At 67.4% G+C, this 13,161-nt stretch carries 15 protein-coding genes; 5 read left to right on the top strand and 10 right to left on the bottom strand.

Annotated elements, in window-relative coordinates; translation table 11 throughout:
* Nucleotides 1-40 precede the first annotated feature (40 nt).
* Together QA600_RS14735 and QA600_RS14730 are read left to right on the top strand one after the other, a co-directional pair.
* Entirely contained in the window at nt 41-832 is a 792-nt protein-coding gene (locus QA600_RS14735) for a 2-oxo acid dehydrogenase subunit E2 (protein WP_278292708.1), read from the top strand.
* A gap of 131 nt (nt 833-963) precedes the next feature.
* Nucleotides 964-1,155 carry a hypothetical protein gene (locus tag QA600_RS14730; protein ID WP_278292707.1) on the top strand — a complete coding sequence of 64 codons (192 nt, stop codon included), beginning with the start codon at nt 964-966 and terminating at the stop codon, nt 1,153-1,155.
* A gap of 13 nt (nt 1,156-1,168) precedes the next feature.
* On the opposite strand, the gene QA600_RS14725 is transcribed toward QA600_RS14730, so the two are convergent.
* Nucleotides 1,169-1,363: a hypothetical protein gene (locus QA600_RS14725; protein WP_278292706.1), complete on the bottom strand. Its 195-nt coding sequence runs from the start codon at nt 1,361-1,363 to the stop codon at nt 1,169-1,171.
* Between the two features lie 174 nt (nt 1,364-1,537).
* Between QA600_RS14725 and QA600_RS14720 the strand changes: the two genes are divergently transcribed.
* Nucleotides 1,538-1,726 (top strand): hypothetical protein, encoded by a 189-nt coding sequence (locus QA600_RS14720; RefSeq protein WP_278292705.1) that lies wholly within the window; start codon nt 1,538-1,540, stop codon nt 1,724-1,726.
* A 203-nt stretch (nt 1,727-1,929) separates the two neighbouring features.
* Here QA600_RS14720 and QA600_RS14715 read toward each other — a convergent pair whose 3' ends face one another.
* Nucleotides 1,930-2,802 (bottom strand): COX15/CtaA family protein, encoded by an 873-nt coding sequence (locus tag QA600_RS14715; protein ID WP_278292704.1) that lies wholly within the window; start codon nt 2,800-2,802, stop codon nt 1,930-1,932.
* A gap of 139 nt (nt 2,803-2,941) precedes the next feature.
* Between QA600_RS14715 and QA600_RS14710 the strand changes: the two genes are divergently transcribed.
* Nucleotides 2,942-4,033, top strand: a complete 1,092-nt coding sequence (locus QA600_RS14710; RefSeq protein ID WP_278292703.1) for a M24 family metallopeptidase — start codon at nt 2,942-2,944, stop codon at nt 4,031-4,033.
* A 6-nt stretch (nt 4,034-4,039) separates the two neighbouring features.
* On the opposite strand, the gene QA600_RS14705 is transcribed toward QA600_RS14710, so the two are convergent.
* Nucleotides 4,040-4,636, bottom strand: coding sequence for a helix-turn-helix domain-containing protein (locus QA600_RS14705; RefSeq protein ID WP_278292702.1), 597 nt, complete (start codon nt 4,634-4,636; stop codon nt 4,040-4,042).
* Nucleotides 4,637-4,761: 125 nt separating this feature from the next.
* The gene (locus tag QA600_RS14700; protein ID WP_278292701.1) at nt 4,762-5,955 is read right to left on the bottom strand and encodes an AGE family epimerase/isomerase; all 1,194 of its coding nucleotides are present in this window, start codon (nt 5,953-5,955) and stop codon (nt 4,762-4,764) included.
* Nucleotides 5,956-6,046: 91 nt separating this feature from the next.
* Between QA600_RS14700 and QA600_RS14695 the strand changes: the two genes are divergently transcribed.
* Nucleotides 6,047-7,045, top strand: a complete 999-nt coding sequence (locus tag QA600_RS14695; RefSeq protein WP_278292700.1) for a Gfo/Idh/MocA family oxidoreductase — start codon at nt 6,047-6,049, stop codon at nt 7,043-7,045.
* Between the two features lie 6 nt (nt 7,046-7,051).
* On the opposite strand, the gene QA600_RS14690 is transcribed toward QA600_RS14695, so the two are convergent.
* The 6 genes from QA600_RS14690 to QA600_RS14665 form a co-directional block, all read right to left on the bottom strand.
* Complete coding sequence (locus QA600_RS14690; RefSeq protein WP_278292698.1) at nt 7,052-8,134, bottom strand: glutamate--cysteine ligase; 1,083 nt, start codon at nt 8,132-8,134, stop codon at nt 7,052-7,054.
* A 74-nt stretch (nt 8,135-8,208) separates the two neighbouring features.
* The gene (hcp, locus tag QA600_RS14685) at nt 8,209-9,540 is read right to left on the bottom strand and encodes a hydroxylamine reductase (protein WP_278292697.1); all 1,332 of its coding nucleotides are present in this window, start codon (nt 9,538-9,540) and stop codon (nt 8,209-8,211) included.
* Nucleotides 9,541-9,705: 165 nt separating this feature from the next.
* The gene (locus QA600_RS14680) at nt 9,706-10,344 is read right to left on the bottom strand and encodes a fibrillarin-like rRNA/tRNA 2'-O-methyltransferase (RefSeq protein ID WP_278292696.1); all 639 of its coding nucleotides are present in this window, start codon (nt 10,342-10,344) and stop codon (nt 9,706-9,708) included.
* A complete protein-coding gene (locus tag QA600_RS14675; RefSeq protein WP_278292694.1) occupies nt 10,341-11,231 on the bottom strand; it encodes an NOP5/NOP56 family protein in 891 nt (296 codons plus the stop codon). The genes QA600_RS14680 and QA600_RS14675 overlap by 4 nt, the downstream gene beginning before the upstream one ends.
* Before the next feature lie 68 nt (nt 11,232-11,299).
* Nucleotides 11,300-11,956 carry a DUF2391 domain-containing protein gene (locus QA600_RS14670; RefSeq protein WP_278292693.1) on the bottom strand — a complete coding sequence of 219 codons (657 nt, stop codon included), beginning with the start codon at nt 11,954-11,956 and terminating at the stop codon, nt 11,300-11,302.
* A gap of 72 nt (nt 11,957-12,028) precedes the next feature.
* Nucleotides 12,029-13,147 carry a DUF63 family protein gene (locus tag QA600_RS14665; RefSeq protein ID WP_278292692.1) on the bottom strand — a complete coding sequence of 373 codons (1,119 nt, stop codon included), beginning with the start codon at nt 13,145-13,147 and terminating at the stop codon, nt 12,029-12,031.
* Nucleotides 13,148-13,161 lie beyond the last annotated feature (14 nt).

Raw genomic sequence — 13,161 nt, 5'->3', positions numbered from 1 at the left:
TGCGGACAAGCGGTATGCTCCTCCTCGTGGTTCGACGATTATGACCGAGCCTGGCGAAACGGTCGAACCCTTCCCCTTGCAGCGACGCGGCACCGTCGACTACATGCGGACGGCCAGCCGACGAAGCGTCGTCCACGGGCTCGTCGAACTCGACGTGACCGAGGCTCGACGGCGCATTCGAGAGCTCGAGGAGGGCACTGGAACGCGACGCTCGTTCACCGCGTTTCTCGTCTTCTGTCTGGCGCGAGCGATCGATGACCATCCTCGCGTCCAGACGTATCGCGACTGGCGGGGTCGACTCGCCCGGTTCGAGGACGTCGACGTGAACGTCCTGATCGAACGGGAGGTCGACGGCGAACTGATCGGCGTCCCGCACGTCCTCAGGGCGGCGAATCGGCGGTCGCTCGAGTCGATTCACGACAAGATCCGAGCGGTCCAGACGGATCCGAGCGTGGGACGACAGCGCGACCTGACGGCTGTAGGCCTACGGCTTCCCGGTCCCGTCCGACGGCTGTTCTGGCGGCTGCCTCGGACCATCCCCCGACGCTGGAAGCGCGTCGCCGGCACCGTCGCGGTGACCTCGGTCGGCATGTTCGGAGCCGGTGGCGGCTGGGCGGTTACGCCGACGAACTACGCGCTCCAGCTCACGGTCGGCGGTATCGAGCGCAAGCCAGGGCTCGTCGACGACGAGGTCGTGCCCCGAGAATACCTGAGCCTCACAATGATGGTCGATCACGACGTCGTCGACGGCGCGCCCGCCGCTCGGTTCGTCGGACGCCTGCGGGAACTCATCGAAACGGCGTACGGGCTGGAGGAGGGCCTCGAGACGTGAGGTTCCATCCCGGGGCCCTGCAGCTCGGTGGAACTGTCGGATCCGAATACGTTCGGCCCAGCTCGAGCGTCAGGTCGAGCGTACTGCCGGTTTCCGATACCCTTTGGGGGTTGGCCGTCCCACGATCACGTATGGAGTTCGATCTACCAACCACGGCGGCGACGTTTATCGCACTGATCACGCTCGGCGCGGTCGGGATGATCGCCTCGGACATGATGACGACCGACAGCATCCTGATGATGGTCGTCCCCTCGATGGTGATCTTCGGCGGGATCATGCTGCTGATCGGCGTCAAACACGGCCAGTATCGGGCGATGAAGTAGCCGAAATCGAAGTTCAGGGTCCCTCGTCGAACGTCCAGCTGGTCGCATCCGTCGGAAAGTCGGCCCACGCAAACACGACGTTCGGACGAACGCGAAAGAACGGCGTCCCGTGGTGGACGTCGTACTTCTCCTCGTAGGCCGCCTCGAGACCCTCGAGGAGTTCGGCGTCGGCCGTTTCCTCGTCGAGGTTCCCACACATGTCCGTCATCGAAGTCCTCGAGACGAAATGTCGATGCCTCCCTGCGAGCGTCCAACTGCTGACAGACCTGCAACCGTCGTTTTCCTGGTCCTCCCTCATCACCGCGGCCGACGACAAGGTACCTGCGCTCGGCTCGCTTGATTTCATCAAACCGGTCGTTCCCATGCAACTTGTCCTTCAGCTGTGCGTGCTGATGGGGGGCAGCTGGAGGCGTTCCTCATCAACGATCTCGTCCGGATCGATACCGCTCGTGACCTGTTCGACCGAAGCAACCTGTTCCCCAGAGAAACGTGGCAGCGCCAGTACGACCGCGTGCAAAAACCGGACGAGATCCGGGAGATCGAGGAGATACCGTGCCCGAACGGCGATTGAGCCACCGGGTCCCGAGCAACTCTTCCATCCGCGTGGCGTAAAATTTGGATATCTTCATCGTTCAGTTCTCATCTCAAACCTCAGCCGAGAGTAGCACGCGTTCTGTTCGCACTCTCCGTGTACCAAATCGACCGATCAAGCTTCACGAAGGAGACCGAATACCGAACCCGTTTTCTCAACAACTGAGCAGCAGAGGAGAGCGATCAGACGTCTCGAGCGCCGGCTGAGGATCGGCTTCGCCAGATTCCGACGCCGAAGACGACGAGCAACGCGAGCGCGGTGACCAGATAGAGGTCGTCCAGCAGCGGACTGTAGGTCATCACGGCCTGGCGGCCGAGGTAGGTGACGACCAGCGCTAGCACGGCGGACACCGAGAGCAGCCCCAGCAGCGGGGTGTCGTCGAAGCGCCATCGGCCGACCAGGACGGCGACGATCACCGACGCCAGCAGTGCGAGGGTGACGCCGTACTGGAGCAGCTGAACCGTCGGCGAGTAGCTCGAGACGAGGCTCAGGTCGGTCGGGCTGAGCGCGACGTGGGCGGGAAGGGCGAGAAGGCCGAGCCCGAGCGCGGTGCTGACGTGGCCGGCTCGCAGCGAGGCCGACCAGACGAGCGCGGTCGCGACGACGAACATCGAGAAGATCAGGACTGCGGTCCAGAAGTGCAGCGAGAGGATGTCCATCGTGTACTGGGTGACCGTCTCTCGGCCCAGGACGACCTGGATCGGCGTCAGGATCATCCCGGCGACGACGAGCGCCGTGACGCGTTTGTCGATCGACGGCGAGCGCCAGGCCGCGACCGCCGAGCCGATGATGGCGAAGCCGGCGAACATCGCGACGAAGCGGTGGAACCACTCGTAGAAGCTCGGCAGGTTCGCGGGCAGGAGGTTGTACGGGCCGGCGTCACACTGGGGCCAGTTCGCCTCGCAGGCCAGTCCCGCACCGGTGGCTTTCGCCGCGACGCCGAGCAGGATCGTCGCCGCGACCAGCGCGAGCGTCGCCGCGAGCAGGTGTGGGAAGCCAACGCGAGCGATCAACGAGCGAAATCGGAGACCGGGGGTGTGGCTGTGGGTCGACACGGGCGTTCTGGCGGGGGTTAGGACCACCCGTATTTAGATTGCCCGAGTCGAGCCCGGTCCCGGGTGGATTCGCGCTGTTCGCCCGACTCGAGCCGAACCGGTTCGTCGCATTCAAGACTCGTCCTCACCAGCGCACGACATGGACAAACGCGAGCGACTCGAGCGCCACCTCGAGGCCCGCGACCTCGACTCGATCTGGTTCGCCCGGCCGAACGCCTTCGCCTGGCTCACCGGCGGGAACAACGTCGTCGACCGCGAGGGCGACGCCGGCGTCGCGGCCGTCGGATACGACGGCGAGTTCCGCGTCGTGACGAACAATATCGAGGCCGCCCGCATCGAAGCCGAGGAGCTGCCCGACCTCGGGGTCGTTTCCCTCGAGCGGTTCCCTTGGTACGAGACCTCGCTGGCCGAGGCGATCGCGGATCGAACTGGGGGCGATCGCGCGGCCGCGGACATCGACGTCCCCGGACTCGAGGGGGTCGATCCGACCGAACTCCGCCAGCCGCTAACCGAGCGCGACCGAGAGCGCTACCGCGAGCTCGGCCGGGAGACGGCGACGGTCCTCGAGTCGGTCTGTCGGGAGCTCGAGCCCGGAGACACCGAACGCGAGGTCGTCTCGGCGCTGCGGGTCGGGCTCTCGGCCCGCGGGATCGAGTCCCCCGTCGCCCTCGCCGGCGGGAGCGAACGCGCTCAGCAGTATCGTCACTACACGCCCACCGAGACCGAGCTCGACGACTACGCGCTGGTCTCGGTGACGGCCGAGCGGGGCGGCTTGCACGCGAGCTGTACCCGAGCGGTCGCCTTCGACCCGCCCGACTGGCTCGCGGAACGCCATCGGGCCGCGGCCCGCGTCGAGACGACGGCGCTGGCGGCGACACGGGAGGCCGCGACGAACGGCGGCACAGCTGGCGACGTTTTCGACTCGATCCGCGAGGCCTACGCCGCGGTCGGCCACGACGGCGAGTGGGAGCGCCACCACCAGGGCGGGGCCGCCGGCTTCGCCGGCCGGGAGTGGATCGCGACGCCCGATCACGGAGCACCGGTCCGGTCGCCGATGGCCTACGCCTGGAACCCGACGGTACAGGGTGCGAAGAGCGAGGATACGGGGCTCGTTACCGAGACCGAAATCGAGGTGCTGACCGAGACCAGCGAGTGGCCGATGCTCGCTGCGACGGCCGTCGATCGATCGTTCGAACTCGAGCGGCCTGCGGTGCTCGGGCTCGAGGAGTAGGGACCGCTACCGGTCGGACTCCGGTTCCTCGTCGTCCGATTCGCCGCTGTCGATGTCCATGTCGTCCTCGAGGCCCATCGGATCGATATCGTCGTCGGTCGGCGTCGCGTCGGTGTCATCAACGGTGATCGTGACGGGCTCGAGGTCCTCCTCGAACCCGTCCTCGGCGTGGCGGTCGAGGACCCGATCGAGCGTGAAGATGGTGTTGAGCTCGTGCTGGACCTGGTCGACGACGCCGCCGACCAGTTCGCTCGGCTGGATCGCCGTATACTCGTAGGGGTTGTTGCCGGCCCCCTCGCTCTCGCGTTTCTCCCGGCTGACGCGCTCCTCGTCGTGGAGTTCGGCCAGCGCCTCCCGGACGGTGCTCGGGTAGAGCCCGGTCCCCTTCGCGACCTCCTCGGAGGTGCTGCCCGGGTTCGCCAGCAGGTGGACGTAGATCTTCGCGCGCGTCTCCGTGTCGAGGATCCACGAGAGGAGATCCACGATCCGCTGGTCGACCTCCTCGACGGTCGGGGGACGTTCGGTGCCCGTCCCGTCGGCCTCGAGTCGTTCGTCGTCCCCGCCCCCCTCGTCCGGACGGTCGTCGGTGTCGTCTGAAGCCATGTCCCTCTCATGGAGGACGAGGCCACCTGTATGGTTAAACCTTTGTGGAGGTCCGGTTCCCGGCCTCGAGTGGCTCAGACGCGCGTTTCGAGTGGATGCGGCCCGGTGTGCGTCGGGGCCCTCAGTCACTCGAAAACAGCGGACTCGTCCTCGAGCGCTCGCATCGCGAGCCAGGCGTTCGTCAGCGGGTGGTAACCCGGTTCAACGGCCGTCCCGCGGTTCGGATCGTCGCGCTCGTGCTCGCGGGTCAGTCGCTCGTACCAGTTGCCGTACTTCGGGTTCCGGAGGTGTTCGAGCGAGTACTCCCACAGTCGATCGTACCAGTCGGCGTAGGCGTCGTCGTGGCGACTCAACAGCGCGCTGGCGCCGATCGCCTCCGTGTGAACCCAGCCGTACTTGTCGGGGACGATCGGTTCGCCGTCGGCCTCGACCGTGTAGTAGAGCCCGCCGTACTCGTCGTCCCAGCCGAGGTCGACCGCGGCGTCGAACAGCTCGAACGCCCGCTCGAGGGGCCACTCCTCGGCGCGGTGGTCGGCGAGGATTGCGAGCAGCTTCGCCCACTCAGCGTGGTGGCCCGGCTGGTAGCCCGGCGGACGGAACTGGTGGCGCGGGCTGTCCTCGTTGTACGACAGGTCCGGCTCCCACTCCTCGGTGTAGTGTTCCCACAGCAGGCCGTCAGTCGCGCTCGTCACCTCGCGCGTAAAGCGGTCGGCGACAATGTACGCGCGCTCGAGAAAGCGATCCTCGCCCGTCGCCTCGTAGGCCGCGAGCAGCCCCTCGCAGGCGTGCATGTTTGCGTTCTGGCCGCGGTAGGACGACAGCTCCCAGTCGGACGAGGCCTGGTCGGCGTACAGGCCGTGTTCGCGCTCCCAGAACCGGTCCTCGAGGACGGCGAAGGCTCGCTCGAGTTCCGCCCGCCCGCCGGAAATTCCGGCTTGGTGCGATCTGGCTCCGGCCAGCAGCGCGAACGCGTGGCCGTAGCAGTACCGTGTTCGATCGACGGGCTCGCGGCCCTCGAGCAGCCAGTCGTACCCCTCGCGGTCGTCGTCCCAGTGGACCTCGGAGAGAAACTGCAGGCCGTGTTCGGCGGCGTACCGACACCAGTCGGGGCCGTCGGCGAGGACGCCCAGACTGAAGTTGTGGACGCCCCGCGCGGTCGCGACGAGGTGTCTGGTCCGCGAGTCGTAGACGTGGCCGTCGCGTTCGTCGAGTTGAGCGACGTACCCTCCGACCGACGTGTCGATACAGGCGGGGTAGTAGAAGTTCAGGACGTCGCGGAACTGGTGGCGAAGCCCGGTTCGGGTCCGATAGACGCTCATGGCTGGTCGTATCCGACGGGATCACATATTGATTCGGACAGTCGACCCTCGAGCGCTCACCTTCATTGCGATCGGCTGAGAGATTCGACGCATGGAGTTCGGCATTATCGGTACAGCGGGGATCGCACGGAAGTCGGTGCTGCCCGCGATCGACGCGAGCGAGCACGCTGTCGGGGCGGTCGCCTCCCGCGACGCCGAGCGGGCGCGGGCGTTCGCCGACGAGTTCGACATCCCGCGGAGTTACGGCGCGTACCAGGAACTGCTCGAGGACGGCGGGATCGACGCCGTCTATATTCCTCTGCCCAACGCCGCCCACGCCGAGTGGACGATCCGAGCCGCGGACGCCGGCCTGGACGTGCTCTGCGAGAAACCCCTGGCGATCGACGCCGACCAGGCCCGCGACGTTGCGGCGCACTGCGAGGACCGCGGCGTCACGCTGATGGAGGCGTTCATGTACCGCTACCACCCTCGAACCGAGCGCGCGATCGAACTCGCCCGCGAGGAGGTCGCGGACGTCCGCTCGGTCTCGGCCGCGTTCAAGTTCCCGCTGTTCGACGATCCCGACAACGTCCGCCTCGATCCCGACAACGTCCGCCTCGATCCCGACCTTGCGGGCGGCTCGCTGATGGACGTCGGCTGCTACGCCGTCTCGGCCGCCCGCCAGTTCCTCGGCGAGCCCGACCGGGTCTACGCCCACATCCACGACTCCCGGGGTGCGGGCGTCGACACCGAACTCGCGGGGATCCTCGAGTACGACGACGGCGCCTCGGCCCGGATCGCCTCCGGGTTCGACACGCAGAAAGTACAGCGCTACCGCGTCGAGGCCGCAAACGGCTGGCTCGAGGTCGAGGACGCCTTCGACGCTTCGCTGGACGAGCCGCTCGAGCTCGAGTACCGGATCGACGGCCGCCACGCCGTCGAGACGTTCGATCCCGTGGACCACTACCGCCTGCAGGTCGAGCGGTTCGCCGACTGCGTCGAATCGGGCGCGCGGGCCCGGACCGACGCTGACGAGGCCGTCGCGAACATGCGGGTGATCGACGCGCTCTACGAGAGCGCCGAGCGCGGGGAGCTTCGGGCGCTCCCCTGAGAGCACTCAGTGCGTCTCGAGCAGCAACGACTCGCAGAGGGCGTCGGTTCCCTCCTCCTCGCGGAGCCGGCGCTGGCGCTCGGCGCCGCTCTCGCGCTCGTAAACCTCGCGGATGCCGTCGATCCCCAGCCGTTCGCACTCCCGGTCGACGAGTTCGCCGAGGTCGACGGTGCCCTCGAGGTCGCGATCGATGAGGGAGACGTCCTGGCCGTGGCGGATCGCGCGCCACTTGTTCTCGTCGAGCAGCTCCCGGCGGTGCTTGCGCCCGGGGGTCCCGTCCTCGTACTCCTCGGCGAGGACCTCGACTAACGCGTGGGCGTACTCGACGAACGCCATCACGACGTCCGGATCAGCCTGGCCGTCGGGCGTCCGCAGCTCGACGGTGCCGTGGGCCGTGTGGGGCCGAACGTCGTACCAGAGCTCGCCCCGGTCGGCGATGGCGTCGGTCTCGAGCATTCGCCGTTCGAAGCGGTCGAAGTCCTCGAAGTCCTCGAAGTGGGTCGGCATCCCGGTGTTGGGCAGCGCCTCGAAGATCTTCCCGCGGGCGGACTGGAGTCCGGTGTCGAACCCGTTCCAGTACGGCGAGTTCGCCGACAGCGCGAGCAGGATCGGCACGTACCAGCGCAACTCGTTAGCGATCCAGACCGCCTTGTCGGCGTCGTCGACGCCGACGTGGACGTGAACGCCCGCGGTCGTGTTGCGGTGCTGGGGGTACTGGATGCGGTCGAGCTGGGATCGGTATCGTGGTTTCTCGGCGTGCTCGAGTTCGCGCCACTTCGCCAGCGGATGGAGGCCGGCGGCGGCGATCCGGTAGCCGTGGGCCTCGGCGTGGTCGGCCAGTGCCTCTCGAACCGACAGCAGCGAGTCGCGGGCGTCGCCCGGCCCCTCGATCAGCGGGGTCTGGGTCTCGATGACGAACTTGAACAGCTCGTGGTCGAGCCGTCCCTCGAGGATCTCGGGCGGATCGTGCTCGTAGACGAGGTCGTCGGTGCCACTCGTCGGGCGGCCCCGTTCGTCGACGACGTAGAACTCCTCCTCGATCCCGAGGGTACCCATGCGCGTAAACGATTCCGGCGACCCGCGTTCCATTGGCTCCCGTTTTCGGCCGCGGTGATAAATACCGTTTGGACTCGGCGGGACGGTGGAAACGCGCCGCCGAAGCCCTAGTCGTCGGCCGGCGTCGCCCCGGCTGCATCGCCGGCTGCCGGTTCGCCGAGCATCGCCCGCAGGTCGCTCTCGGGCTCGCCGATCGGCCGCAGGCCGAACTCCTCGTGGAGCAGTTCGACGTTCGACTCGGTGAGAAACTCCGGCACCGTCGGCCCCAGCCGGATATCCTCGACGCCGAGGTAGAGCAGCCCTAGCAGGACGGCGATCGCCTTCTGTTCGAACCACGACAGCACCACCGACAGCGGAAGGTCGTTGACGCCGCAGTCGAACGCCTCGGCGAGCGCGCCCGCGATCTTGACCGTCGAGATCGAGTTGTTGCATTGCCCGAGGTCGATGTACCGGGGGATCTCGGTGCCGGGAACGGTCCCCATCTCGAGGTCGCTGAACCGGAACTTGCCACACGAGGTCGTCAGCACGACGCAGTCGTCGGGGATCCCCTTGACGAGTTCGCGGTAGTAGTCCCGACCGGGCGTCGGTCCGTCACAGCCCGCGACGACGAAGAAGCGCCGGAGCTTGCCCGATTCGACTGCGTCGACGATCTCGTCGACCTGATCGAGGACGGGCTCGTGGTGGAACCCGGTCATGACGGTCTCGTCGCTCTCCCAGTCGACCGCCGGCAGCTCGTTGGCCCTCTCAATGACGGGCCCGAACTCATAGTCGTCGATCGCTTCGACGCCCTCGAGGCCGGTCAGCCCCGTCGTGAAGAAGCGGTCGCGGTACTCCTCCCGTGGCGGCTGGACGCAGTTCGTCGTGCCGACGATCGCGCCGGGAAAGTCGGCGAAGAGGAGTCGCTGGTCGTGCCAGGCGCCGCCGACGTTGCCCTTCAGGTGATCGAACGCCGCGAGTTCGGGGTAGCCGTGGGCCGGTAGCATCTCCGAGTGGGTATATACGTTGATCGGCTCGTCTTCGGTTTGCTCGAGCAGCTGCTTGAGCCCGTAGAGGTCGTGGCCCGTCACGAGGATCGACTTCCCCTCCACGGCGTTCTGGGGCACCTCGGTCGGCTCCGGGACGCCGAGCTCAGTCGTGTGCGCCTCGTCGAGCAGCTCCATCACGTCGACGGCGGCTTTCCCGGACCGCATCGCGAGGTCGACGTGATCCTCGGTGCTGAAGTTGACGTTCGTCAGCGTCGAGTACAGCGCCTCGTGGACGAGGGCGTCGACGTCGGGGTCGCGGTAGCCCATGTCGCGGGCGTGGGTCGCGTACGCCGAGATCCCCTTGAGCCCGTAGACAACGAGTTCCTGAAGCCCGTTGATGTCGGGCTCCTTCCCGCAGACGCCCCGTACCGTACAGCCGCCTTCCGGGGTTTGCTCGCACTGGTTGCAGTCCATACTCGAGTCACGGAACAGCGACCACATAAGGTCAGAACGCAATTCCCGCGGGCTCGTAAGACCCGCAAAACGGGTTCGGGTTGGGATTTATGTGCCCTTGCTATGACGGTCCGTTCGACGGACCAGTCTGGCGCGGATACGTTCACGCGGCGCGTCTTCAGCCGACTACCGCGGGCGCGCGACGATCCCGAGGTGGTCCGCGTGGTAGTCGTCGAGCCGACGATACTCGAGAATCTCGTACCCCTTAGACAGCTCGTCGCGGACGTCGGCGAAGACGTCGCCCGGGTTGCGGGTCACGTCCTCGCTTCGGGCCTTGACCGCGAGCAGCAGGCGGCCGTCATCGGCGAGAAACCGGCGGTTCTCGAGGGCGACCCGGGCCTGACCCCGCGTCGCGACGTCCTGGACGAGCGCGTCGACGTCGTGCTCGACGACGTGGGCGTAGCGCTCGGGTTTCCGGGCGTCCGCGAGCAGCGGAAACAGTCGAGGCCGGGAGTCGGCGGCCTCGAGCAGATCTCGTGCCGGACGCGGGGCGAACTCGACGGCGTAGGTCGGCCCGGCAAAATCGGCGACGTGGCTGACCGTCGTCCCGCTGGCGGCGCCGAGGTACAGCACCGTCTCCTCGTCCCCACCTGCGAGCCCCGCCTCCATGCCGAGGGAGAGCATCGCGCCGAGCTTCGACCGGTTCGGGTTCCAGGCGCGCCATCCCTCGTTCGTCGGCTCGCCGTAGACGGGCTCGCCCTGCGTCGCGAGGCGTTCCTCACCGTCGAACTGACGGCGTTCGACGCCCGCAGGAAGCTCGCTCACTCGTCGTCACCCCCGCTCTCGCCGCTTTCGTCATCGGCGGTTCGGGACTGGATCGTCTCGATACGCTCCTCGAGTTCGGCCTCGAGTTCGGGCTTGCGTTCGCCCGAGTAGTGGTCGACGCGGGCCGCGATCGAGAGTTTGCCAGCGACCGCCCGCGCCGCGGAGCCCCGCTCGTCGGGGTGGGTGCCCCGTACCGCGTCGTGGGTGTAGATGATCCCGTGTTTCGGCGAGGAAGCGTGACCCCGGAGGTGGGCGAAGAGGGCGTCCTCGGCGCCGAGTACCTGGACGGTTCCGCTGGGTTTCTTCGCGAGGGGCTCGAGCCCGCCGGCCAGCGAGATCAGCCGGGCCGCCAGCACGGGGCCGGCAAGCGCCGCGAGATTGGGGGCGACGGTCGGCGTCTCACGCTCGACGTACTCCCGCAGGGCCTCGGCCTCGTCGGCCAGCGCGACGACGCGCTCGGCGAGCGAGACGATTCGGGGGTGATCGACGCCACCGTCGCGGTCGGCGTCCTCGTCGACGATCGCTCGAGCGTACTCGACGCCCGCACCCGCGTCGGGATCGACCGTCCCCGCCCACTCGGCGAGGCGTTCGGCCAGCTCGTTGGCCGTTCGCTGACAGTCGTCCATCGTCCGCACCGCGTGGACGAGCTGGCGGTCGTCGGCTCGCTCAGCTCGCTCGACGGCCTCTCGAGTTGCTACCGTCGTCGCCTCCTTGAGTCGATCGTAGTACTCCTCGGCGTCGCTCGCAAAGCCAGCCTCGACGGCCAGCTTCGGCCAGTCCGCGGGCTCGGAAGCCGTTTCCTCGGCGATCGCGGCCGCCGCGGCCTCGGGGTCGTCGGGCTCGAGGCCCGCGAACCAGCCCGCCTCCGCGGGCGAATCTGCTGTCATACCCGTCCCTTGTATCTCGGCGCGGTAAGTCGTTCCCGATCCGGGGACGGTGTCGTTGCTGTCACTGCTTAGTATTCGCCGTTGGCCCGGTCGGCCGCGAGAGCGTCGTCTTCGGGCAGGAGGTCACCCAGGGCGGCGCCGAACGCCCCCGCAGTCCAGATGACGGTGATCCGCCCGAACGCCTCCGCACTCGTCGGCTCCCCCTCGAAGATCCGTCCCCACATGATCATCAACCCGGTCGCCGTCAGCAGCGAGATCCCGAGGACACCGACCAGGCGGCGGGGAACGAAGCCGAACAGGGGGTCGGTCACGCCGACGTCGCGGATGTCGGTCCAGTAGAGCAACGCGGTCGTAAACAGGCCGATGAACAGGACGTTCGAGATCAGAAAGATCGGGATTCCAGAGACGGTGAACTCGACGAAGTGTTCGGCGATCTCGAAGACGCCGTCCTCGACGAGCAGCGGAAGCGAGAGGAGGATGCTGCCGACGAACGCCTCGGCCATGTCGCGGGTGGTGTAGCGCTTGATCCCGTTCTCGACCGCATGGACGCCCGGCACGCGGTGGGCGGTGTGGATCGCCCGTCGGACCTGCTCGCGCTCGGCCGGGTGGTCGACGAGCTCCTCGAGCTCCTCAAGCTCCTCGACGAGCCGCTCGAGATCGGCCTCGGACGACGGATCCCTGTGCGGCGGGGGCTCCGAACCGGTGCGTGGCTCTCGCTCGGTCATTCGAGACGGATATCCGAGGGCGAGCGCAAAAGCACGTCGACTCGAGGCGGGCGCGACGACTGATCCGCCGCGTTAGACGCCGAACGTGGCCCGAAGCATGTCGCGGCTTCCGGGACCGAGGCCGACGGCGACGACGGCGACCAACAGTAGGTACGCGAACTGCGGACTCTCCTCGAAGATCTCCTCGTTGAACAGCCAGATGATGAACACGGGCGCGGCGAGTTTCAGGAGCGCGAAGGGCCAGGCCTCGCCGATCACCTCCGCACTCTGGGGGAGCAACGCTCCAGTGTACGTGACGATCGCGTCGTTGATGGGGTGTTTCGGCGTGTACGTCATCCCCCAGACGTGTGACCAGTCGAGCATCAGCTGGTTCGCGAAGCCGTCAACGGCGTGGGCCCAGATGATGACGATCCCCATGTACCGGGTGCCCGCGTTCAGCTCGGGCGCGAACCGCTCGATACCGAGCCAGACCAGCGCGGTCGAGACGGTGGCGGCCGTAAGCACGATCGCCGGGATCGACGGGTAGAACGTCGAGTACGGCTGTGTCGCCGCGGTGAATCCGAGGAAGCCGAGCGTCGCCGCGAGCGCGACGGCACCGACCCCGAACAGCGGGTACTCGTAGCCCGAGACGTACTCCTTTCGCTCGAGCCAGACCCCGGCGACGATCGCGACCAGCGCGACCAGGAAGACGGTGACGTAGATCAGCGGGCTGATCAGAAAGCCCGACCACGGCAGCTCGATCGCCAGCTCACCCGTGTCGCGGTAGGCCGCGACGTTCGCGTCCTCGACGGTTCGCAGGGCGCCGCCGAACAGCATGAACGGGAACAGCGCGAAGAAGCCCGCTCGGTAGCGCTCGATCTCGAGCCAGTCGATGATGAAGTAGATCCCGATCAACAACAACAGAAGCGTCGGGATGTAGCCGGCGTACGATATCGCGGTGTAGCCGGGCTCTGCGGTCGGTCCGGCGTCGGCGCCAGCCTCGTTGCAGGGTAGTTCGGCGCCGTCGGCCCACGCGACACAGTTCCAGCCGTGAGCGTCGGCGACGACTGGCCCCCAGTAGTACTGCCAGATGAGATCGACGTACACTCGCTGTGGAAACGCCACCGCGAGGGCGACGACGGCGACAGCGAGCACGACGACGGTCGCGGCCCATATTCTGACAGGGCCGAACCGTTCGATGTACTCGTCCATACCCGATACCCGTT

The organism is Natronococcus sp. A-GB1, from assembly GCF_029688845.1.
Taxonomy (GTDB): domain Archaea; phylum Halobacteriota; class Halobacteria; order Halobacteriales; family Natrialbaceae; genus Natronococcus.
The sequence above is the reverse complement of the archived record's forward strand: the minus strand, read 5'-3'. Positions and strand labels throughout refer to the sequence as shown.